The following is a 20,316-nucleotide window of genomic DNA, read 5'->3' as shown; positions in this document are numbered from 1 at the left end:
GTAAAATCACTGTTCTATGCTGGTCAGCAACGCATTTTGAATAATTCTTTGCGCTTTCAGCGGGTTTTGCTCATGCTGCGCTTCCTGCAACGCGGCGATATCCAGCTTATCCAGCGCGCGATAGATATGTTTGAGGAAGCGAATCGACAGATTGGCGGCTTCAACATGATCTTCACGGAACGGGAATTGATCAAGCTGCCACACGCCGTCCCAGTTATTGATCTTCAGAACATAGAAGAACTCAAAAATCTCGGTCATGTGCACGGTACCGACCACCAAATCGTCATCCCAGCCGCGCAGGTTGTCGTTGACGTCCATACCAAACAGACGACCACGATCGATAATCAGCTGGGCGGAATCCGCTGGGGATTCACCGGCAAACAGTGCATGACCAAAATCGAGCAGCACGCCAACGTTATCCAGTCCAATATCCTCAATGCCGAGCAGCGTACGCGCAGCTGAATCCCAGGTCATTTTCACGCGTGGTTCACGCGGTTTGTACTCGATAGCAAATTTGACGTCTGGATTGGCGCTCGCCAGTTCGCGCATACCCTCTACGGCCATCTTCCATAGGTTTTTATGATCGACCTGGAACGGATAATCCCAGCCATCCTGACCCGGCCAGACTTTCACGTAGTTAGCCCCCAGCTCACGCACTACGGTGGCGGCTTCATGCATTAAATCAAACGCCTGTTGGCGAATGGCGGCGTCGGGATTGGTGAAAGCACCGCGTGAAAAGCGGCGCAGATAGATTTCTGGCGTCACGCCAATGGCTTTCAATCCGGCATCGGCGAGCGCTTGTTTAACCTGCGCTACGGTTACGCCTTCGGTGAAGGGATAGGGCACATCAACATAGGATAGGTCCTCGACGCTGCCAGCGAGTTTAATCTGATCAAGGGTGCTAAGCGCTGGCCCGTAACCATCTACGGCGTAGCGATCGATATAGTTGGCGAAGTGCCACAATCCGGCACCAAATTTCGGATACGTGTAGGAACTCATTAGACCTTCTCCTCAGATGATTGCGTCATTGAATATATATTCATATATGGTTATATATTCCATTCTGCGCCTCTGCGTGCGCAGTTAACCAGCAATCATTGACGGAAATGCAACCGTAATCACACAATATTCGATGCCATGCCCCTTTGTTCAAACCGGTTTGCTGTGATATCCCATCCGGCTTAACCGGCTGAATAACTCTTTATTGTTGGCGCAGTTGAGCTTGCGAATAATACTCTGTCGATGATGGCTGATGGTTTTGCAACTGAGATGCAGTTTGTATCCAATATCGGTGAGATTGCTGGTTTGCCCCAGCATGCGCAATAAACCGAACTCCCGCGCTGAAAGGGTTTGCTTGGTGCGGCGAACACCCGCCTCAAATTCTGTAGCCAACGGTAAACCTAATACAGCATCAGAAAGCGCTTTCAGACTGCACTTTTTAGAGAGAAAAGTAACACCTGGCAGCAAACTGACCACATAGCTTATGACCGCTTTCTCATGCAAATCGGTTAGCACGATAATCCGCGTGTCTGGCGAAGTCCGTTGGACTTTCAGCAATAATTCGGTAAAGAATTGCACATCGCGGCCATAAGCGGTTAATTCACTGATGAGCAAATCCGTTCCTGCGATCTTACTCAGCGCTGAGTCAATATCGTCACTATCTATATTTTTTACATGAATAAATTTCCCGGAAAAATAACGCGAAATCCCTTCAGTAATCCATTTGTTATTGTCTATCAGCGTTAATGACAACATAGTTATCCCCATCTTTATTATGCTGGCATTAAAGCGCGATCCCGGTGCTATGAATATCGGACTGGGGAAGGGAGGTTTGTACGAAATTTCCCAAATTCGCGATTACAGATTTAAAGGCATGTCAGTGTTGTTGAGATATAACCGCTGGGTGAACGTATGGCCGCGCTGGGCGTTAGCCTTGCATCGGGCTTGCCACTGGCAAAAATGTGCAACGAAAATAAGAACATGAAGCGATGCACAGCCAGGAAAGGCAGCGGGTGGTATATCAGCCTGGCGCGTTTCATTTGCTGTTGGGTAAAATAGCCGACATAGTTAACTGGCGCAGCAGCTGGATATTTCTGAAGCGTCACCGTATGCGATGACGCTGGTGTAGGCTCTTCATTAAGTGGAGATATGATGGAATTAGAAACAACCCGACTGCGGCTGGAACCCTTTGAGCTGGCGCATTTTGACGGACTGCGAGCGATGGAAAGCGATCCGGAAATTATGCGTTACATCAGCAATGGCGTAGTTAAAACGCCAGAAGAGACCCTGACGAGTATCGAACGCGTTCAATCGCGCTGGCAGCAATATGGTTTTTCCTGGTGGGCGATGCGGGAAAAAGAGTCTGGCGAAATCGTCGGTGCTTGCTGTCTGCAGCATTTAGCCAATCAGGATGGTGCGCCTTTGGAAATTGGCTGGCGTCTCAATGCCAATTATCACGGTAAAGGTTTTGCCACCGAAGCCGCACAGGCGATAGTTAAGTTTGCGGTAGAAAAGGTTGGCGTTAAATATTTGGTTGCGGTGGCCGATCCTGAGAATGCCGCTTCGCAAAAGGTGATGCAGCGGCTTGGCATGACCTACAAAGCGATTGAGCAACACTACGATGTGCCTTGCGTGGTGTATGAGCTTCATCTTTAGGCATTCGTGAACAAGTGCCATCAACATTTTATGTCATATTCCAATTCTTCTTATTTTACAGGATTGGAATATGAAAGAGCACGATATTGGTTTTAGCCACATAGCGCTGCAAGTGAGAGATATAGAACGCAGCATCGATTTCTATCAACGTTACGCAGGGATGCAGGTGATCCATGAGCGGGCATCAGGCATTGCAGAAGCGCAAAAAGTCGCATGGCTTTCTGATTTAACGCGTCCATTTGCGTTGGTGTTGGTGCAATCTCAAACCACAGTGGATACGCCTCTGGGTCCGTTTGGTCATATAGGCGTTGCGTATGACAGTAAAGAAGAGATTGATGCCAAGGTTGCTCAGGCTGAATGCGAAGGTGTGTTACGCCGCCCAGCGCAACAATCAGCCGCTCCCGTCGGTTATTGGGCATTCTTCGCCGATCCCGACGGCAACACGCTTGAACTTTCATATGGCCAACAGATTGGCCTTGAGATTATTACCAGCCGCCTTAACGCGGGTGTTTAACGTTAAACGTCACTTGAAAGGGTGACGGTTGATATCGGGTCTAGACGTGGTATGAGTGCGCGATGAGATGCTTGATTTAACATAATCATGATTATGCGCACTTAGATTGAGGAGGCAATTGAGCAGATATCAGGAATATTTGAGGGGTAAACAACGTCGTCTGTATTGCGGAGTTCATTAAGATCCCACCAGTGATAATTATTAATCACTGATTTTTCATTTTCAGTCCATCCGCTGGTACTGATATCTTCATCGCCTATTTTAATTAAATAAAATCGCTCATGTGCCAGAACCATCTCACCGCTGGGCAGAGTCATTTCAAAGGTTCTCTCCGTTAACGACGGGCCTACATCATTAACATAAATGCCTGTTTCTTCTCTAAGTTCCCGAATGGCTGCCTGCTCAAAAGTCTCTTCTGATTCCACGCCTCCACCGGGAGTTGCCCAGTATACTTTGCCAGCCAGCGCATCCTTATCATGCCTGAACCTGAATAATAAGACCTGATTAAGGGAGTTCATAATAAGCAAACGTGCAGAATCACGGGTACGCAATGGATAATTCCTTTTTCATTTCCAATGCAGGTCAGCATAGCTGATTTTAAGGATTATAATAAAAGAGAGCCGAAGTTAAATCATATGTTATTACAGAATATTGGACATCTCAGGTTTGCAAGTTTCAAAACCGAAGGTGAGAGCGTAGTTTTCAACGTACATAGTCCTGCCATGATCATGGCTGACAACGCTGCTTCGCTCTTGGCTTTTGCTCTTGGAGGGGCTGGCGTTGCCCTCTTACCTGCCTGGCTTATGCATGAAGAGTTGCGCCTGGGGAATTTGATCCAACTACTGCCAGATCATCATTTTCCCCGTCAAGGAATTTATGCGCTTTACCCCAACACGCGTCATGTACCTGAAAAAGTACGAGCGTTCATCGATTTTTTACAGAGCAGAGTTGGAAGCCCACAATAAAACTGATGTGAGGGAGCATCAAACGACTCAATGACCATGCACCGTTAATCCCACCAACCGAACCACAATCGGGCGCACTACCAGTATGCAAACAAAAGCAGCGGGCATCGCAACTTGATATGCATTCATCACATTTTCCATATAATGTGGCCCGATGCCAAATTCGGCGAAGGTAATGACCAGGCTCATCAGAAACGCCATGATTGTCGCCATATACAGCGCGAAGATGTAAGGTGAAACGTGCTTTGGCAGGCGTAGACGAGCACTACTTTTCTCGGTTGCTATTGTCATAGCGTGATCCTTTTCAGTAAGTTTAAGCAAAACAGCCGCTAACCTATCAAGTGAATCAGGATGCGAGTAGAACGCTTCTGCTTTAATCATTATTAAGTAAAAGTAACGAATCACGCATTGAGGGATCTATGGATTTACTGGGGTTGATCAACACTTTTATTCGCGTAGTTGAGAACGGCAGCATTGCCGCCGCCGCGCGGGCGAAAGGAATGAGTCCAGCGGCGGTAAGCCAAAGTGTTGCGCGTCTGGAGACACATTTGGGTGTGCGGCTGCTTTCACGCACTACCCGAAGCATGACGTTAACCGAAAGCGGTAAACGCTATTTCGAAAAAGTCCGACACATTCCCCATGATATTGACCTTGCCTCGCAGGCCGCAGCGATTGAAACCAAACCGCAGGGTTCGCTTTGCATCGCCACCACGGCGGCATTTGGCAGACACGTTCTCGCCCCACTGATGCCTGCCTTTAAACAAACTTACCCCGATATTGATATCGAACTGATCAGTACCGATCGCAATGTTGACCACCGCCTGGAAGGCGTTGACGTCAGTATTCGTATTGAGGCGCAACTGAGTGTTCAATTGATCGCCCGCAAAATTGCCTCATTACCCTTTATCTTCTGCGCGGCACCCTCTTATCTGGCGCGTGCGGGCATCCCTAAAACGCCTGAAGATCTGAGCCAGCACGCCTGTTTGGTTTTCCGCTATCCAACCGACGGACGCTTTCTTCCGTGGACGTTTATGGTCAATGGCCAGCCGGTGAATGCAAAGCTCAACCCAGAATTCATCAGCGATGATATTGATATCATCGCGAAAATTGCCGAAAACGGCGGTGGAATTGCCCGGCTGGCGAGTTTTATTGCTCAGCCGTTGCTCGAGAGTGGTCAACTAATACCTTTATTCCACTCAGATCAAGGTGAGAAAAGCGACGTAGTGGCTTCACCGATGAATATTTATGCTTGCGTCAACGAGCGTTCGGCGCTGAATGCAAAGGTAAGAGCGTTTATTGCCTTTCTGGAACAACAACTCGCCGAAAGCGTTGATTAACTCCATAATATTGGGTGTTAAAGTCATTTTTGGACGTTAAGCCACAATATGCTGGATTTAACTCTTAGCAAACCCGAAGAAATCGTCAAGCTGTTGAGCGGATGACGCAAGCGGATGTCGCGGCCAGAGCGGGATTAGCGCTCGGGCAACAGGAAACTGAACTCACGCCAGCGCAGGCAGGCGATATCATCGATAATTACAGTTCGGTTGCATCTGGCTTTGCCCGCAAAGCGGCCGATTTGTTCCCAGAGCAAATCACTGCGGAAACGCTGCGCTTTCTCCAGGCGCGCATTGACGAAAATATCAAAAACCTGGCGAAATAGTTAGCCGCTGCGGCCCTGTAGAAGCGCCGTTTTCGCGGGCTATTCAGCGCCCTAACCTGCTTTTATTACTTCCGCTCATAAACCCATTTAGTGATTACGGATAATGCTTTCGCAGATGCCGACTATGCTTACCCTTCTAAAACCATACAAAAATAAGTTGTACCCCAACATTTAACCCTTTTACTGGAGGTTTGGCATGAGCAGCCAACACTTAACAACACCTGTGCCGTCAATGGTGCCGATCAGCTTCAAAGTCAACGGTATACAGCAGCAATTAAACGTTGATACCCGCACCACGCTGCTGGACGCATTGCGTGAGCACCTGCATTTGACCGGCACCAAAAAAGGCTGCGATCACGGCCAATGTGGTGCCTGTACGGTGATGGTCAACGGACGTCGCATCAACGCGTGCCTGACCTTAGCGGTAATGCAGCAGGATGCAGAAATCACCACCATTGAAGGTTTAGGAAATCCGGATGAGCTGCATCCCTTGCAGGCGGCGTTCATCAAACATGATGGTTACCAGTGCGGCTACTGCACGCCTGGGCAAATATGTTCATCGATGGCTGTGCTGGAAGAGATCAAAGCGGGCATTCCCAGCCACGTCACCCACGATCTGGTTTCCGCGCCCAACGTGACTGCGGATGAAATTCGTGAGCGCATGAGTGGCAATATCTGCCGCTGCGGTGCCTATTCCAACATTCTTGCGGCGATTGAAGAGTACGCGGAGGGCCTGGAATCATGAAAGCCTTCACTTACCAGCGGGTCAAAACCCCGGCTGAAGCCGCTACCAGCGCTCAGCAACATACTAATGCCAAATTCATCGCCGGCGGCACCAATCTGCTCGATCTGATGAAGCTGGAGATTGAGACGCCCGCGCATCTTATTGATGTGAATGGTCTTGAGCTGGACAAAATCGAGGCCACAGCCGATGGCGGATTACGCATCGGCGCATTGGTGCGTAACACCGATCTGGCGGCCGATGCGCGTATTCGCCGTGATTATGGCGTGCTGTCGCGCGCGTTAGTGGCTGGCGCTTCCGGCCAGTTACGTAATCAGGCGACAACCGCTGGGAATCTGCTGCAGCGCACGCGTTGCCCCTACTTCTATGACACCAACCAACCGTGCAACAAACGTTTACCCGGCAGCGGCTGCGCGGCGCTGGATGGCTTCAGTCGCCAGCATGCGGTGGTCGGAACCAGCCAGGCCTGTATCGCCACCCATCCGAGCGATATGGCGGTGGCGATGCGTTTGCTGGATGCGGTTATCGAAACGGTCAGCCCGGATGGGCGAGAGCGCAAAATCCCGATTGCTGAATTTTATCGTGCGCCTGGCAATACGCCGCATCTGGAAACCGTGCTCACTCCTGGCGAGCTGATTGTGGCCGTTTCACTGCCGGCCCCGCTGGGCGGCACACACATTTACCGCAAGGTGCGCGACCGCGCGTCCTACGCTTTTGCGCTGGTCTCTGTTGCCGCCATCATTCAGCCGGATAAATCCGGTCGCGTGGCGCTCGGTGGCGTGGCACATCAGCCGTGGCGGTTGGAAGAGGCGGATAATGCGCTGATTCAGGGCGCGCAGGCAGTGAGCGATCGGTTGTTCGCCACGGCGCAACCTACCGCTGAAAACGAGTTCAAGATCATTCTGGCGCAGCGAACGCTCGCTTCCGTATTGGCAGAAGCGAGGGGATAACTGATGAAATTCGAAAAATCCGCAGGCAATAACCCAATTGATCAGCTCAAGGTAGTTGGTCAGCCACTCAATCGTATCGACGGACCGCTGAAAACCTCCGGCCTGGCGCATTACGCGTACGAATGGCATCACGAAGCGCCCGATGCGGCGTACGGCTATGTGGTCGGCGCGCCGATCGCCAAAGGAAAAATCACTGCCATTGATGTGCAGGCAGCGCAAAATGCGCCGGGCGTGTTAGCGGTGGTGACGGCTATCAACGCGGGAAAACTGGGCAAAGGCGATAAAAATACCGCTCGCCTGTTGGCCGGCGACACCATCGAACACTATCACCAGGCCGTCGCACTGGTCGTCGCGGAGACGTTTGAGCAGGCGCGTGCTGCGGCCAGTTTAGTGAAGGTGGATTATCAGCGTGAGCGCGGCGCTTATGATCTCGCGCAGCAAAAGCCGGGCGTTACCTCCGCGCCCGAAGATACGCCAGATAAGTCCGTGGGTGATTTCGCCGGTGCGTTTGCTGCAGCTGACGTCAAGCTGGATGCGCACTACACTACGCCTGACCAAAGCCACACCGCGATGGAACCGCACGCCTCGATGGCGACATGGCAAGGCGATAAACTCACCGTCTGGACCTCGAATCAGATGATCGACTGGTGCCGCACCGATCTGGCCGCCACGCTCAACATGCCGATGGAGAAGATCCGCATCGTGTCGCCTTATATTGGCGGCGGCTTTGGCGGCAAGCTGTTCCTGCGCAGCGATGCGGTGTTAGCGGCGTTGGGTGCGCGCGCGGTAAAGCGTCCGGTCAAAGTGATGCTGCCGCGGCCATTAATCACCAATAACACCACACATCGACCGGCCACCATTCAGCACATCCGCATCGGCACCGATAAAGCCGGCAAGATTCAGGCCATCGCGCATGAAAGCTGGTCGGGGAACCTGCCGGGTGGCACACCTGAAACTGCCGTGCAGCAAACGGAACTGCTTTACGCCGGTGCTAACCGCTTTACCGGATTACGACTGGCGACGCTGGATCTGCCCGAAGGTAACGCCATGCGCGCACCGGGTGAAGCGCCTGGACTCATGGCGCTTGAAATTGCCATTGATGAAATAGCGGAAAAAGTGGGCATTGATCCGATCGCCTTCCGCATCCTCAATGACACGCAGGTCGATCCGGCCAAACCCGAGCGCCCTTTCTCACGCCGCCAGCTGGTTGAGTGCCTGAATACCGGCGCCGAGCGCTTTGGCTGGTCACGACGCAACGCCAAACCGGCAATGGTCAAAGAGGGACGCTGGCTGGTCGGCATGGGTGTTGCGGCCGGTTTTCGTAACAACATGGTGGCGCCTTCCGGTGCGCGTGTGCATCTGGACAATAACGGCATCATCACCGTTGAAACCGACATGACCGACATCGGCACCGGCAGCTACACCATCCTCGCGCAAACGGCGGCGGAGATGATGGGCGTGCCGATCGAGCGTGTGGCGGTTCATTTAGGCGATTCAGACTTCCCGGTTTCTGCCGGTTCCGGCGGCCAATGGGGCGCGAACACCTCAACATCCGGCGTTTACGCCGCCTGCGTGAAATTGCGTGAAGCGGTCGCCAGCAAACTGGGCTTTGATGCGCAACGCGCTACCTTCAGCGACGGTCAGGTGCATGACGGAAACCAGAGCGTGCCGCTCGCCCAGGCCGCCGCTGAAGCGACTATCACCGTGGAAGACACCATTGAGTTTGGCGATCTTGACGAGCAATATCAGCAATCCACTTTCGCCGGACACTTCATTGAAGTCGGCGTGGACGTCGCTACCGGTGAAGTGCGCGTGCGGCGCATGCTGGCGGTTTGTGCCGCCGGACGCATTCTCAATCCCAAAACGGCGCGCAGTCAGGTGATTGGTGCCATGACGATGGGACTTGGCGGCGCGTTGATGGAGGAGCTGTTCGTCGATGAACGCCTCGGTTATTTCGTCAACCATGATATGGCGGGCTACGAAGTGCCGGTTCACGCCGATATCCCGCAGCAGGAGGTGATCTTCCTTGATGACACCGATCCCATCTCCTCACCGATGAAAGCAAAGGGCGTGGGTGAACTGGGCTTGTGCGGCGTCAGCGCAGCAATCGTCAATGCCATTTACAACGCCACCGGCGTACGCGTGCGCGACTATCCGGTGACGCTGGATAAGTTACTTAAAGGCTTGCCTGCCCTTGTCTAAAGCTGAGGAGAAGCGCATTGCAGCAGCTACTGATTGATGACGATCTGCATCCGCAGATCAAGCCGCAGCAGGCTTTACAGACCGATGACAGTGAAAGCATCCTGCGCTTCGCGCTTGAAGCAATGGAGGCAGATTCCGCTGCCGTGCTGGTCACGCTGGTTGAGATTCGCGGTGGCGCGGCGCGGGCATTGGGTGCGCAGATGGTGGTGCGGGAAGATGGCCGCTATTGCGGCTATGTTTCCGGCGGCTGCGTGGAAGCGGCGGCGGCTTATGAAGCGTTGCAAGTTATCGCCACTGGCAAAGATCGCTTTGTGAGATATGGCGAAGGATCGCCTTATCTGGATATTGTGCTGCCCTGTGGCGGCGGCATCACGCTGGCTTTCCATCAGCTACGTGACGCGCAACCGCTTAGAAACGTGCTGGATTTGCTGGCAAAGCGTCAACCCGCAGCGCTGCGCTATCTGCCGACGTTTCAGCGGCTGGCGAGCGCTGCTTGCACTGAGATGACCGGCTGGCAGGAGGATGCCTTTATCACCGGCTATCTGCCCAAAACACGCGTGGCGGTATATGGACGTTCAGTCGAAGCATTGGCGACGGCGTCGATTGCGCAGGCCGCTGGTTACGAGGTGCTTTCTGGCGAGGATGTGCAGGCGCAGGCCGTTGATCCCTTTACGGCGGTGATTTTGCTGTATCACGATCTCGATCGCGAACTCCCAGTGCTTCTGGCAGCGCTGCGTTCTGCACCCTTCTATATCGGAGCATTGGGAAGTCGGCGCACGCATGCAACGCGTATTAAGAAATTGCTGTCGCTAGGGTTTAGTGAGGAAGAGATTGCGCGTATCAAAGCGCCGATAGGCATCTTTGCCCAGGCGCGCGATGCGCGCACGCTAGCGCTATCAATTGTCGCGGATGTCGCGGCGGCTCGGCTCAACGTGGTTTAGCCACCACATCGAAATCGCGCTGTACAGCAGCATCCGCTTCAAAGGTGACCAGTAAGCGCGGTTCCAGCAGCGCTCTGGCACCTTCATCGCCCTGCAAATTGCGTAACGCCTCAGCGTAGCATCCAGCAAACCCGACCGGATGGCCGGGTTTGCCTTTATAGGTAAGACGCACCTGCGCCGCGCCCTTTTCTAACGCCTCTTTTACTTGCCAATAATGATCCACCGTTAGCCACGGCATATCTCCCAGCGTAATGATCCATCCGTTCCAGTGAGCGGTCATCGCCACACCCGCCGCAATGGATTCGCCGCTGCCGCCACTTTCACACAGCACAAGCTGCACGCCTGCCTTTACTGCATGCTGACGCACCGCCAGATAGTCGGGACGCGTCACCAGCGCCACCGGCAAGCCACTCAGCTTTGCCTGTTCAATCACCGTTTCAATTACCGTCGGCGCATCGTCGTTTATGCTGGCCAGCAACTTATTGCCGCTGCCGCCGCTGGCGATATAACGCGAACCTTTACCTGCCGCGAGGATGAGAATGCCGGGCGTTGCTGAATCCATAGAAGTTTTAAACCTTGCGTTACCATCGATTGTTAATGAAATTATAGCTAATCCTATGATTTACAATAGATATTAACAAAAAATAGCCAATCCAAATTAGATTGACTTCAATCTAATTTATGTCAATATATTCACGTTTTTCAGTCTCAATGACTGCAACTCTGCCTTAAAAATAGTGGTGATATGAAAGAGTTAAACGATGAAGTTTGCTGTGTAGGTCCTGAGAGTGAAGCGCCGGTGACTGTCGACCAGTTTCTCTGCTTCGCGCTCTATTCCGCGTCCCTTGCGATGACCAAACTTTATCAGTCGCGACTGAAACCACTGGGTTTGACCTATCCGCAGTATCTGGTGCTGCTGGCGCTGTGGGAAAAAGACCATGTCACCGTTTCAGAATTGGGCGCGCGCGTGCAGCTGGATTCAGGCACGCTCAGCCAGCTTTTAAAGCGACTGGAGCAGGCTGGCATTATCAGTAGAAAACGCGATGTTGGTGGCGATGAGCGCAGAGTGTTGATCTCCGTCACTGAGCAGGGACAAGAATTAAAGATCGCGGCGGCCGGCGTTCCGGCTGACATGGTGTCAGTGATGGATACGCCTTATGAAGAACTGGCCGATCTCACTGCACGTGTAACCACGCTGCGCCAGAAACTGATCAATGCCCTGCCCTGAGGGCGCGAAATAATACATTCCTATGAATGCTTTGGAGCAAGCTGAAAAATGTTAATTAGCAAAGGGATTAAGGAGAAGGTGATGTCAGACGAGAAAGCGGAAAATATGGATGACATTCATGCTGTCATTGGTCACGCCGTGTCATGCCTGCTTAAATCCGATCAACCTTTGCAACTTGATCACATTACTGCGCTATTGAAGCAGCAAGAAGAAGCCGCGCCCGTTCAGCTTAAGCAGGATTATGTCAACGCGATGAGTAAGATTGCGGAAAAGTGTTTAGCATCGTAATCAGTGCTTTTTCTGATTCGGGATATTAGCATGCTTCTCACTACTGAAATCTTGTCCGTCGCGTTGCGTGCTGGTCCTGACGCTATGATTTCTGACATCCGCCAGTGCGCGTTGGCAGGCAACTCGCCTGTAGCTTTCCTCTTCTGTTTCCGCCATCTCTTCAAGTTTGGCTATCAGCGCCGCAGAGGATACTGCAACCTGGTCTTCTAAAAGAGCAAGCAGCGCCTCACCAATCATTCGGTCCTTCATCTGTTCATCATAACTGCTGGTCATTTAATTCTCTGTGTAGTCATATTTACTCAAGCTTAAGAGTTATTAACCAATGGCGTTGTTATCTTGAGAAAATCAACGTGCGTCAGTCAGGTTAAGAGAAAACAATTGTTTTGTAAAATCCAATCTAATTCAGCACCGCTATCAGCAAGTCCTGCCGCATAAAAAATGATCGCCTCGGCGCGATGACATTCCCCGATAAAAACAAGCTCATCCAACTTGATTAAAGATAAGAAAAGTCTTAGTGGCCTCGCGTACGTTTTCATGGCGAAAAATCACCACGGGAAATAATTAGTATGAAAGCCGCAAACCCTGCTTTTCTCACCTCACTTTGCTTTAATGTTATCGGTTAGGATGCAGCTAAATTGAAGATCTACCAGTTCAGAAAATTCACTTTTAATGTGAAGAATCATGAAGTCACCTGCGACGGCAAGATGATGGCGGAGATAGCCACCACCGACTCTGCGCGTGTTATGCAAGGCGATGGATTGACCGTCATTTTCTATCACTATTTTCCGGAAAAAGCGGCGGTGATGAAGGATGGCCAGTTTGTCGATTGGGCCAGACTGAAACGTTAACGATAATGCGGGCAGCAAGGAGGCTGCACTCTCTTCTACAGGCGTGATAAACACTCGCTAGCGCATTCCATTAGTCTGTGACTTTTATCAATGATTAATATTGTTAAATAAGCCGATTAAAAAGCGTTCACTAAACCGCATTAGGGTATTTCGCTAAAATATCTTTGTTTACAGTTTATAACGGTAGGATTTATTCCACTTACTACACTGGAAGCGTGTATTTACACGCTATTAACTTTATAAGGAATAAATCCAGTGCGTAAATTTTCTCTGATTGTATTAACTGCGGGCGTGCTGCTGTCGGTCACTTCTCAGGTCGAAGCGAAGGGCTGCATCAAAGGAGCGGTTGTCGGCGGCGTGGCGGGCCACGTGGCGCATCACGGCGTTGCGGGTGCAGCAGCGGGTTGTGCGGTTGGTCACCATATGGCGAACAAAAAGCAGAAAGAAGCGGACAGCAAACAGCAGCAGTCTAAGTAATTCCCTGAGCTGCCTGTGCAAACAGGCAGCTGTAAAACGCGTTATAAACGCTTTTGCGAATCCGCATCAAACAGCATCGCGCGATCCGCATCAATGGTCACCGGCAGAATATCCCCCGCCTGTGCGCCAGAACGTTGCGTGGTGAACAGCATAATGTCGTGCCCCAACAGCGATCCATGAATCAGCTCGGATAATCCCGTCGGCTCCACCAGCGACACTTCTAACGGCAGCGCATTCATCGCGCCCGCTTCGGCAATCGCCACGTTTTCGGGGCGGATACCGTAAATTACCGCTCGCCCAGCCTGATGCTGCGACCAATGCTGATTCAACGGCAGCTGTGCGCTATCGCCAATACGCACGCCCTGCGTGGTCATCATGCCATTGATGAAGTTCATTGATGGCGAGCCAATAAAGCTGGCGACAAACTTGTTCGCCGGTGTGTCATACAGCTCGAGCGGCGTACCGACCTGCTGAATCACACCGTTGTTCAGCACCACAATGCGATCCGCCAGCGTCATGGCTTCAACCTGATCGTGCGTCACGTACACAATGGTGTTGTTCATCTGCTGGTGCAGCTTCTTGATCTCGACGCGCATCTGACCGCGCAACTGTGCATCCAGGTTCGACAGCGGTTCATCAAACAGAAACACCTGCGGCTGACGCACGATGGCGCGTCCCATGGCCACACGCTGGCGCTGACCGCCGGATAACTCTTTGGGTCGGCGATCAAGCAAATGCGTCAGGCTGAGAATTTCCGCCGCACGCCTCACCTTCTCTTCAATTTCCGCGCGCGGACGCTTCTGAATTTCCAGGCTGAAGCCCATATTGCGCGCCACAGTTAGATGCGGATAGAGCGCGTAGCTTTGAAACACCATCGAGATATCGCGATCTTTGGGTGCCACATCGTTCATCAGCTGGTTGCCGATACGAATATCGCCGCCGGTCGCCAGCTCCAGTCCGGCGATGGTGCGCAGCAGCGTCGATTTGCCACAGCCGGAAGGTCCCACCAGTACCACGAATTCGCCGTCTTTGATGGTGAGGTTAATATCGCGCAGCACTTCAACGTTGCCATAGCGCTTGTCGATCTGTTTGAGCGTGATTTCAGCCATGATTTACCCCTTAACCGCACCGGCGGTGAGTCCCTGAACCAAATAGCGTTGAATAAAGGCGAAGAACAGACAGGCCGGGATCAGCGCCAGCACCACCGCCGCCATCATCTCGCCCCAGGAAACGGCAAACTTCGACACGAAGCTGAGCAGCCCAACCGGGAAGGTCATCACTTCGTTTTTGTTGATCAGCATCAGCGAGAACAGCAGCTCGCTCCACGCTGCGGTAAACACAAAGCCCAATGTGGCCGCCATGCCCGGCAAGGTCAGCGGCACCAGCACGCGATACAGCGCCTGAAAACGCGTGCAGCCTTCCAGCATCGCCGACTCCTCCAGATCTTTGGGAATCGCATCAAAGAAGGATTGCATCAGGAAGGTGGCAAACGGCACGTTAAACGCGGTGTAGATCAGAATCAGCCCCAGCAAGCTGTTGGTCAGGCCCAGCGGCGCCATCACCTTGTAAATCGGCGCGATGATCATCACCAGCGGAAACATCTGCGTGAACAGCAGCAGCCCGGCGATTAGCACTTTGCCGCGGAACTGGAAGCGCGAAAAGGCATAGCCGGCCGCAGCGGCAATCAGCGTGGTAAGAAACGCGGTGCTAAACGAGACAATCAGGCTGTTGGTAAAAAAGGTCGGGAAATCACTGTCGGTCAGCACTTTTTTGAAATGACCAAAAGTCACGCCGCTCGGCAATAACGTTACGCCCTGACTAAACAACAGTTGGTCCGGCGTCAGCGAGATTTTGATGATCCAATACAGCGGAAACAGCGCGAACAGCAGATACGCCGCAATACTCAGGCGATGGCCAATCAGCGGTAAGAGTCGCATCGCCGCCTCCTATTTCAGCAGCTGATGACGGATGCGCAGCAACACCAGCGCATAACAGGTCATCAGCAGTAACAGAAACACCGCCATCGCTGAGGCATAGCCAAAGTCGAGCTTGCGATAGGCGGTGGTGAAGATGTAGCTGGAGAGAATCGAGGTCGATCCCGCCGGACCGCCATCGGTCATCACCACAATGAGATCGGCAAAATTGGCGATCCAGATGGTGCGCAGCATCACGGTGATGGCGATCATCGGTGCCAGAAACGGCAGCGTGACGCGACGAAACTGCTGCCAGCCGCTGGCACCGTCAATCGAGGCCGCTTCGTACAGATCTTTGGGAATCGACTGCAGCGCCGCCAGCAGCGTGATGGCAAAGAACGGAATGCCAAACCAGACGTTGGCGATCACCGGTCCCCACATAGCCAACTGCGGATCGGACAGAATGTTATACGGCTCACTCAGCACGCCCAAATCGCTCAGCCACTGCGGCAGCGGCCCGACGACCGGATTGAACAACCATGACCAGGTCAAGCCAGAGAGAAATGCCGGAACCGCCCACGGCAAGAACACCAGCGCCTGCACCCAACGGCGAAAACGGAATTCACGATTGAGCAGCAGCGCCAGCGCCAAACCGAAAAAGAACTGCAGCAGCAGCGAGCTGAGCGTCCAGTTCAGCGTGTGGCCCAGCGCTTTGAAAAAGCGCCGGTCATCAAACATCTCGCTGAAGTTATCCCAGCCGACCCAACCGGTCTCCAGCGGATTCAGCAGGTTAATGCTCTGAAACGCATAGGAGATGCCGATCGCCATCGGCACAAAGATGAACAAAGCGATCAGCAACAGGCCAGGCGAGAGATACCACCACGGCTCAGCCAGCCGACTCCAGCGGAGGCGGCGGCGCGCCGGACTGTTGGGCAGAGAAGCATCAAGCATCATAATCACACTCCGCGTGGTTAAAGGTTACTGCGTAGCAAGCCAGGCTTTCTGCTCTTTGCTGAGATAGTTCGCCCAATCTTTCACCATGCTTTCGGTATCGTTCTCACCCAGCAAGGTTTCCTGGCTGCTCTCTTTCACAATCACCGAGTTGAAATAGCCCCAGCCTTTGAGATGGGTTGGCATGGTGAGTGGCACATAGTTAGGATCGTTCAGCTCTTTGAACCAGCCGGCGAACTGCGGCGTTTGGTAAAACGGGTCTTGCTCGGCACCTTTGTAAATCGGCAGCGTGCCGACGAATTTTGACCATGCGAGGTTGTTGGTTTTGTCACTGAGGAAGGTAATCAGCGGCCAGGCGAGATCCTTCTGTTTACCCTGCTTGAACATCGACCAGCCGGTATAGCCAATGGTCGGAAAAGCTTTGCCTGACGGGCCAACCGGCATCGGAGCCACAGCGAAATCATCGGCCGCCATGCTGTTTTTAATCGCGATCAGCGCGTCGGGATCCTGATCGAGCATTGCGCATTTACCTGAATAGAAGCCCGAAACGATCTCATTGAAGCCCCAGTTAACGCTGTCTTTCGAGGCGCCGCCCTTTTGATACATATCCACCAGCAGCTGCGCGCCTTTCATCGCTCCCGGCTCGGTCAGCGTGCTGTTACCTTGTTTATCGAAGAACTCCGGTGAACCGTTCATCGCCGCCATAAACATCATCCAGGCGTTAGTGCCGCCCACGCCACCGCGCATGCAGTAGCCGCTGATGCCATTCCCCAATTTGCTGATGCGCTGGGCATCGCTGGCGAATTCCTCCATGGTTTTGGGCGGTTCACTCAATCCTGCCTGCTGGAACAGCTTTTTATTCCAGAACAGCGCGCGCAGATAAAAGCCGTACGGCACCATGGTGGCTTTGCCGTTGGCGGCGCGCGCCATGGCCAGCGTTTTATCGGTGAGCTGTGGCGTGGCATCCCAGCTTTTCAGGCGCGGCTCGAGGTCTTCCAGCATATTGTTACTGGCATACAATCCTTGCCAGGTATCCGGCATCTCCACCACATCCGGCACCTGACCGCTCTGCAGCATGGTGCCGAGCTTTTCAAACGCCTGGCCCCACGGCAGAGAAATCAGCTCAATCTCCGTGCCGGGATGCTGGGTTTTATACTCATCGAGCATTTTTTGCAGCAGCGCGGTGCGCGGCGGGCTGGTAATCACTTCCACTACGGTAAGCTTGGCGGCGAGGCTGCTCATCGCTGCACTCAAACCCACGGCTAACACTAATGCTTTCACGGCAAAACGTTGCGTCATGACTTTTCTCCAGTGAGTGATTACGCGCGATTCGCGCTGGCAAGGGCTTGCTGCAAATCGGCCCACAAATCGTTGGTCTCTTCAAGGCCGACCGAGATGCGGATCAGGCGTGGCGAGACGCCGAAATCCACCGCCGAGTTAAATTCACTGGCCTGGTTGATCACCGAAATCGCCGGCATCACCAGACTCTCAAATCCGCCCCAGCTCACGCCCATGTGGAACAGCTCCAGCGCGTTGCACAACTGCGGAATATCCACCTGCTCCGCCACTTCAAAGGCAAACAGACCGCTGTAGCCGCGCAAGGTGGACCACGACTGCGGTGTCAGCCCCGGATGGCAGACGTCGGTCACTAGCGGATGCTTCGCCAGTTTCTCAGCAATAGTCAGCGCGCTTTGGTGATGGTGTTTCATGCGCAGCGGCAGCGTGCGCAGGCCGCGCATCAGCAGTGACGCTTCATGCGCCGAAAGTTTGCCGCCGAGGTAAGGACTGATGTGACGCGTAATGTTGTTGATGTGCTGCTGGCTGGCGATCACCAGACCAGCCACTACATCGCTGTGGCCGCTGATATATTTCGACGCCGAGTGCACCACGATATCGATGCCGCACAGCAGCGGCTGCTGGAAAATCGGTGAAGCCCAGCTGTTATCGATCATGCTGACCACGCCCGCTTCGCGCGCCATCGCGCCGAGCTGATTCAGATTCTGTTCACTCATCACCCAGCTTGAGGGACTTTCCAGATACAGCAGGCTGGCATCCGATAAGGCCGCACCAATTGCAGCTTCGTCATCGCCATCGACAAACTCGGTGACGATGCCAAAGCGCTGGCAGAAGCCACGCAGAAAGCGATAGGTATCGGGATAAACGTGATTAACGCACACCACTTTTTTACCCGGCGCCACCACGCTGAGAATCGCATTGCTGATCGCCGCCATGCCGCTGCCAAAAGCCAGACAGGCTTCGCCGCCCTCCAGCGCCGCCATCTTGTCCTGCAGCGCTTTTACCGTCGGGTTATCGACGCGCGAATAGAGCGGCTGATCGCTCTCGCCGCGAAAGCGCGCGATCATGCTGTCGTAATCACTGAAGGTGAACAGCGAAGACTGGTAAATCGGCGTAGTGACCGCGCCCATTTCATGGCGTTGATCGTGAGTGAGCAGCGTTTGTTGCGGAATCAACTTATCGTTTGGCATTCATTACATCCTTCATGTCGCGTTCGGTGATATCGAGAATTTGATGGCAGATCGCGCGCGATGCCGTGCAATCGCGCTGGCGGATAGCGTTGAAGAGTTCACGGTGCAGCGTGAAAGAGTCTGAAAACAGCGCCTGTTCCGGCGGTGATTCGAAAAATGCATGAAATGAGTCGTAAATGCCGTTGAGCATTTGTAGCAGCAAAGGATTTCCGGCAGCCCGATAGATGCTGGCGTGAAATGCCCAGTCTTCCGCACCGGCAGAACCGATCGCCAGATGCACTTTTTCCATCTCATTAAGACGTTGCTCGATTTCGATCAGATCGGCAGCCGAGGCACGTTGAGCCGCCAACGCGCAGGATTCTGACTCGATAATGCGGCGCACTTCCAGCGCGTGTAGCATGTTGGCCGAATCGTTTTTAAAGCGCAGCGATAAGAAGCTGTCGTTAACGCCCACTTCCGCCTGCAAAAAAGTACCGCTGCCCTTTTTACGCAAAATAATGCCTAGCGCTTCCCAGCGTTTGAGCGCTTCACGCACCGTATTGCGGCTGACGCCAAGCTTCTCCGCCAGCACGCGTTCCGGCGGCAAGCGGCTGCCGGGCTGCGCACCCGACTGCGCCATATAGCGCGTTAGCGCATCGAGAATCAGCGTATCGCTGCGCGGCGTGGAAATAGGATGAAGCTCAGCCGGTATCTGCATGGCAATGCCCTAATTGGTCCAACATCTCTACCAATCGAATAGCAACGCGCGTGCCAGATTATTAATGCGCTGAATTAAATGAATTTTGTGCGGGGTTATAAGTGGACATTATGAGTTTTGCTGGTGCAAATTGAGGGGATTTGCACCAGTTGGGTACGTGGCAAGGGTGTTGATCATCTTGGGAGGGATTTAGCCGCGAGCAACTGACACGCTTTTATTTATTTAAAACCTGCCAGCGTTTATAGACGTCGAGCGCCTGCGGTCGAGGCTGATATTGCATCGGCAAGCGACGTTGTTCAATTGGCTTGCTGTATTCAGCGTAAAAGGTGTCCAGTTCAAAGTATTTACGATCGTCACGGTAATACGTCGAGTATTCTTCGCGTTTGGTGATGTATATCACCTGCTTTGGACTGCAATAATAGAGTGCACCCAGACACATTGGACAAGGGCTGGCAAGAATGTAAATGTCGCAGTCTGTGAGGTTTTCGCTGCCTGATTGACGGCAGGCTTCGCGGATGGCCAGTATTTCAGCGTGAGCCGTGGGATCATTCGTCTGTGCGACCTGGTTTGCGCTCTCAGCGATTACCTTGCCATCGCGAACAATGACTGTTGCAAATGGTCGACCGCCCTCTTCAACGTTTTTCATTGCTAAATCAATCGTGCGTTGTACAAAATCCATTCGTTCCTCGCTTGTATACATAATTAACCATGACATTTTGAGCCTGGTTCAGTTTTGTATAATGCGAAAGCGATGAGCAGGCTAAACGTATACGATTTAACCGTTGAATGAGTAAAAGTT

Annotated in this window: 25 protein-coding genes and 1 pseudogene; 13 read left to right on the top strand and 13 right to left on the bottom strand. The window is 52.9% G+C overall.

What is annotated here, in order from left to right:
- Positions 1-6: 6 nt before the first annotated feature.
- A complete protein-coding gene (locus K5Y33_RS11095; RefSeq protein ID WP_222233945.1) occupies positions 7-999 on the bottom strand; it encodes a sugar phosphate isomerase/epimerase in 993 nt (330 codons plus the stop codon).
- A gap of 150 nt (positions 1,000-1,149) precedes the next feature.
- The gene (locus K5Y33_RS11090; RefSeq protein ID WP_217548218.1) at positions 1,150-1,755 is read right to left on the bottom strand and encodes a response regulator transcription factor; all 606 of its coding nucleotides are present in this window, start codon (positions 1,753-1,755) and stop codon (positions 1,150-1,152) included.
- A gap of 396 nt (positions 1,756-2,151) precedes the next feature.
- Here K5Y33_RS11090 and K5Y33_RS11085 point away from each other — a divergent pair, with 396 nt between their 5' ends.
- Together K5Y33_RS11085 and K5Y33_RS11080 are read left to right on the top strand one after the other, a co-directional pair.
- On the top strand, positions 2,152-2,655 hold the full coding sequence (locus tag K5Y33_RS11085) for a GNAT family N-acetyltransferase (RefSeq protein WP_217548546.1): 504 nt from the start codon (positions 2,152-2,154) through the stop codon (positions 2,653-2,655).
- Positions 2,656-2,725: 70 nt separating this feature from the next.
- Positions 2,726-3,169 (top strand): VOC family protein, encoded by a 444-nt coding sequence (locus K5Y33_RS11080; RefSeq protein ID WP_222233944.1) that lies wholly within the window; start codon positions 2,726-2,728, stop codon positions 3,167-3,169.
- A gap of 101 nt (positions 3,170-3,270) precedes the next feature.
- On the opposite strand, the gene K5Y33_RS11075 is transcribed toward K5Y33_RS11080, so the two are convergent.
- On the bottom strand, positions 3,271-3,720 hold the full coding sequence (locus tag K5Y33_RS11075) for an NUDIX hydrolase (RefSeq protein WP_222233943.1): 450 nt from the start codon (positions 3,718-3,720) through the stop codon (positions 3,271-3,273).
- A gap of 132 nt (positions 3,721-3,852) precedes the next feature.
- Here K5Y33_RS11075 and K5Y33_RS11070 point away from each other — a divergent pair.
- Positions 3,853-4,134, top strand: a pseudogene (locus tag K5Y33_RS11070) (LysR substrate-binding domain-containing protein); the annotation flags it as partial.
- 27 nt (positions 4,135-4,161) lie between these two features.
- On the opposite strand, the gene K5Y33_RS11065 reads toward K5Y33_RS11070, so the two are convergent.
- Positions 4,162-4,425, bottom strand: a complete 264-nt coding sequence (locus K5Y33_RS11065; protein ID WP_192412983.1) for a DUF2798 domain-containing protein — start codon at positions 4,423-4,425, stop codon at positions 4,162-4,164.
- Between the two features lie 128 nt (positions 4,426-4,553).
- Here K5Y33_RS11065 and K5Y33_RS11060 point away from each other — a divergent pair, with 128 nt between their 5' ends.
- The 6 genes from K5Y33_RS11060 (at position 4,554) to K5Y33_RS11035 (ending at position 10,629) form a co-directional block, all read left to right on the top strand.
- Entirely contained in the window at positions 4,554-5,471 is a 918-nt protein-coding gene (locus K5Y33_RS11060) for a LysR family transcriptional regulator (RefSeq protein ID WP_222233941.1), read from the top strand.
- Positions 5,472-5,572: 101 nt separating this feature from the next.
- Positions 5,573-5,794, top strand: a complete 222-nt coding sequence (locus K5Y33_RS11055; protein ID WP_222233940.1) for a hypothetical protein — start codon at positions 5,573-5,575, stop codon at positions 5,792-5,794.
- Between the two features lie 196 nt (positions 5,795-5,990).
- Complete coding sequence (gene paoA, locus K5Y33_RS11050) at positions 5,991-6,539, top strand: aldehyde dehydrogenase iron-sulfur subunit PaoA (RefSeq protein WP_110866898.1); 549 nt, start codon at positions 5,991-5,993, stop codon at positions 6,537-6,539.
- Positions 6,536-7,486: a xanthine dehydrogenase family protein subunit M gene (locus K5Y33_RS11045; protein WP_222213025.1), complete on the top strand. Its 951-nt coding sequence runs from the start codon at positions 6,536-6,538 to the stop codon at positions 7,484-7,486. The genes paoA and K5Y33_RS11045 overlap by 4 nt, the downstream gene beginning before the upstream one ends.
- Positions 7,487-7,489: 3 nt before the next feature.
- Positions 7,490-9,688, top strand: coding sequence for an aldehyde oxidoreductase molybdenum-binding subunit PaoC (gene paoC / locus K5Y33_RS11040; RefSeq protein WP_222233939.1), 2,199 nt, complete (start codon positions 7,490-7,492; stop codon positions 9,686-9,688).
- A gap of 17 nt (positions 9,689-9,705) precedes the next feature.
- Positions 9,706-10,629 carry an XdhC family protein gene (locus K5Y33_RS11035; RefSeq protein ID WP_222233938.1) on the top strand — a complete coding sequence of 308 codons (924 nt, stop codon included), beginning with the start codon at positions 9,706-9,708 and terminating at the stop codon, positions 10,627-10,629.
- On the opposite strand, the gene K5Y33_RS11030 is transcribed toward K5Y33_RS11035, so the two are convergent.
- Positions 10,616-11,191, bottom strand: coding sequence for an NTP transferase domain-containing protein (locus tag K5Y33_RS11030; RefSeq protein ID WP_222233937.1), 576 nt, complete (start codon positions 11,189-11,191; stop codon positions 10,616-10,618). The two genes, K5Y33_RS11035 and K5Y33_RS11030, sit on opposite strands and share 14 nt — an antisense overlap.
- Before the next feature lie 183 nt (positions 11,192-11,374).
- On the opposite strand from K5Y33_RS11030, the gene K5Y33_RS11025 reads away from it, so the two are divergent.
- Both K5Y33_RS11025 and K5Y33_RS11020 read left to right on the top strand, forming a co-directional pair.
- Positions 11,375-11,857: a MarR family winged helix-turn-helix transcriptional regulator gene (locus K5Y33_RS11025; protein ID WP_101761502.1), complete on the top strand. Its 483-nt coding sequence runs from the start codon at positions 11,375-11,377 to the stop codon at positions 11,855-11,857.
- 81 nt (positions 11,858-11,938) lie between these two features.
- Positions 11,939-12,145 carry a hypothetical protein gene (locus K5Y33_RS11020; RefSeq protein ID WP_101761503.1) on the top strand — a complete coding sequence of 69 codons (207 nt, stop codon included), beginning with the start codon at positions 11,939-11,941 and terminating at the stop codon, positions 12,143-12,145.
- Here the strand turns inward: K5Y33_RS11020 and K5Y33_RS11015 are convergent, their stop codons facing one another.
- Positions 12,146-12,418 carry a hypothetical protein gene (locus tag K5Y33_RS11015; RefSeq protein WP_110866893.1) on the bottom strand — a complete coding sequence of 91 codons (273 nt, stop codon included), beginning with the start codon at positions 12,416-12,418 and terminating at the stop codon, positions 12,146-12,148.
- A gap of 398 nt (positions 12,419-12,816) precedes the next feature.
- Here K5Y33_RS11015 and K5Y33_RS11010 point away from each other — a divergent pair, with 398 nt between their 5' ends.
- On the top strand, positions 12,817-12,993 hold the full coding sequence (locus K5Y33_RS11010; protein WP_158238597.1) for a hypothetical protein: 177 nt from the start codon (positions 12,817-12,819) through the stop codon (positions 12,991-12,993).
- A 255-nt stretch (positions 12,994-13,248) separates the two neighbouring features.
- The gene (locus tag K5Y33_RS11005) at positions 13,249-13,470 is read left to right on the top strand and encodes a hypothetical protein (RefSeq protein ID WP_101761506.1); all 222 of its coding nucleotides are present in this window, start codon (positions 13,249-13,251) and stop codon (positions 13,468-13,470) included.
- Between the two features lie 41 nt (positions 13,471-13,511).
- On the opposite strand, the gene K5Y33_RS11000 is transcribed toward K5Y33_RS11005, so the two are convergent.
- The 7 genes from K5Y33_RS11000 to K5Y33_RS10970 form a co-directional block, all read right to left on the bottom strand.
- Complete coding sequence (locus K5Y33_RS11000) at positions 13,512-14,579, bottom strand: ABC transporter ATP-binding protein (protein ID WP_222233936.1); 1,068 nt, start codon at positions 14,577-14,579, stop codon at positions 13,512-13,514.
- Between the two features lie 3 nt (positions 14,580-14,582).
- The gene (locus K5Y33_RS10995; protein WP_110866890.1) at positions 14,583-15,407 is read right to left on the bottom strand and encodes a carbohydrate ABC transporter permease; all 825 of its coding nucleotides are present in this window, start codon (positions 15,405-15,407) and stop codon (positions 14,583-14,585) included.
- 9 nt (positions 15,408-15,416) lie between these two features.
- Positions 15,417-16,337, bottom strand: coding sequence for a carbohydrate ABC transporter permease (locus K5Y33_RS10990; RefSeq protein WP_192234862.1), 921 nt, complete (start codon positions 16,335-16,337; stop codon positions 15,417-15,419).
- A gap of 24 nt (positions 16,338-16,361) precedes the next feature.
- On the bottom strand, positions 16,362-17,633 hold the full coding sequence (locus K5Y33_RS10985) for a sugar ABC transporter substrate-binding protein (protein WP_222183326.1): 1,272 nt from the start codon (positions 17,631-17,633) through the stop codon (positions 16,362-16,364).
- Positions 17,634-17,653: 20 nt separating this feature from the next.
- On the bottom strand, positions 17,654-18,820 hold the full coding sequence (locus tag K5Y33_RS10980; protein ID WP_222233935.1) for a PLP-dependent transferase: 1,167 nt from the start codon (positions 18,818-18,820) through the stop codon (positions 17,654-17,656).
- Positions 18,807-19,517, bottom strand: a complete 711-nt coding sequence (locus tag K5Y33_RS10975) for a FadR/GntR family transcriptional regulator (RefSeq protein ID WP_222233934.1) — start codon at positions 19,515-19,517, stop codon at positions 18,807-18,809. Before K5Y33_RS10975 ends, K5Y33_RS10980 begins: the two co-directional genes overlap by 14 nt.
- Before the next feature lie 214 nt (positions 19,518-19,731).
- The gene (locus K5Y33_RS10970; RefSeq protein ID WP_192234855.1) at positions 19,732-20,196 is read right to left on the bottom strand and encodes a nucleoside deaminase; all 465 of its coding nucleotides are present in this window, start codon (positions 20,194-20,196) and stop codon (positions 19,732-19,734) included.
- Positions 20,197-20,316 lie beyond the last annotated feature (120 nt).

The sequence above is a fragment of the Pantoea sp. DY-17 genome (assembly GCF_019795975.1).
Classification (GTDB): Bacteria; Pseudomonadota; Gammaproteobacteria; order Enterobacterales; family Enterobacteriaceae; genus Pantoea; species Pantoea leporis.
Note: the sequence above shows the minus strand (reverse complement) of the source record. Positions and strands in the feature narration are given on the sequence as shown.

Excerpts from the sequence above, each read along its gene's own strand:
- K5Y33_RS10990 (WP_192234862.1), bottom strand. The coding sequence starts at position 16,337 with ATGATGCTTGATGCTTCTCTGCCCAACAGTCCGGCGCGCCGCCGCCTC.
- paoC (WP_222233939.1), top strand. The coding sequence starts at position 7,490 with ATGAAATTCGAAAAATCCGCAGGCAATAACCCAATTGATCAGCTCAAG.
- K5Y33_RS11000 (WP_222233936.1), bottom strand. The coding sequence starts at position 14,579 with ATGGCTGAAATCACGCTCAAACAGATCGACAAGCGCTATGGCAACGTT.
- K5Y33_RS11060 (WP_222233941.1), top strand. The coding sequence starts at position 4,554 with ATGGATTTACTGGGGTTGATCAACACTTTTATTCGCGTAGTTGAGAAC.
- K5Y33_RS11030 (WP_222233937.1), bottom strand. The coding sequence starts at position 11,191 with ATGGATTCAGCAACGCCCGGCATTCTCATCCTCGCGGCAGGTAAAGGT.
- K5Y33_RS11055 (WP_222233940.1), top strand. The coding sequence starts at position 5,573 with ATGACGCAAGCGGATGTCGCGGCCAGAGCGGGATTAGCGCTCGGGCAA.
- K5Y33_RS10970 (WP_192234855.1), bottom strand. The coding sequence starts at position 20,196 with ATGGATTTTGTACAACGCACGATTGATTTAGCAATGAAAAACGTTGAA.
- K5Y33_RS11065 (WP_192412983.1), bottom strand. The coding sequence starts at position 4,425 with ATGACAATAGCAACCGAGAAAAGTAGTGCTCGTCTACGCCTGCCAAAG.
- K5Y33_RS11095 (WP_222233945.1), bottom strand. The coding sequence starts at position 999 with ATGAGTTCCTACACGTATCCGAAATTTGGTGCCGGATTGTGGCACTTC.
- K5Y33_RS11015 (WP_110866893.1), bottom strand. The coding sequence starts at position 12,418 with ATGACCAGCAGTTATGATGAACAGATGAAGGACCGAATGATTGGTGAG.
- K5Y33_RS11090 (WP_217548218.1), bottom strand. The coding sequence starts at position 1,755 with ATGTTGTCATTAACGCTGATAGACAATAACAAATGGATTACTGAAGGG.
- K5Y33_RS11045 (WP_222213025.1), top strand. The coding sequence starts at position 6,536 with ATGAAAGCCTTCACTTACCAGCGGGTCAAAACCCCGGCTGAAGCCGCT.
- paoA (WP_110866898.1), top strand. The coding sequence starts at position 5,991 with ATGAGCAGCCAACACTTAACAACACCTGTGCCGTCAATGGTGCCGATC.
- K5Y33_RS11025 (WP_101761502.1), top strand. The coding sequence starts at position 11,375 with ATGAAAGAGTTAAACGATGAAGTTTGCTGTGTAGGTCCTGAGAGTGAA.
- K5Y33_RS10980 (WP_222233935.1), bottom strand. The coding sequence starts at position 18,820 with ATGCCAAACGATAAGTTGATTCCGCAACAAACGCTGCTCACTCACGAT.
- K5Y33_RS10995 (WP_110866890.1), bottom strand. The coding sequence starts at position 15,407 with ATGCGACTCTTACCGCTGATTGGCCATCGCCTGAGTATTGCGGCGTAT.
- K5Y33_RS10975 (WP_222233934.1), bottom strand. The coding sequence starts at position 19,517 with ATGCAGATACCGGCTGAGCTTCATCCTATTTCCACGCCGCGCAGCGAT.
- K5Y33_RS11085 (WP_217548546.1), top strand. The coding sequence starts at position 2,152 with ATGGAATTAGAAACAACCCGACTGCGGCTGGAACCCTTTGAGCTGGCG.
- K5Y33_RS11020 (WP_101761503.1), top strand. The coding sequence starts at position 11,939 with ATGTCAGACGAGAAAGCGGAAAATATGGATGACATTCATGCTGTCATT.
- K5Y33_RS11080 (WP_222233944.1), top strand. The coding sequence starts at position 2,726 with ATGAAAGAGCACGATATTGGTTTTAGCCACATAGCGCTGCAAGTGAGA.
- K5Y33_RS10985 (WP_222183326.1), bottom strand. The coding sequence starts at position 17,633 with ATGACGCAACGTTTTGCCGTGAAAGCATTAGTGTTAGCCGTGGGTTTG.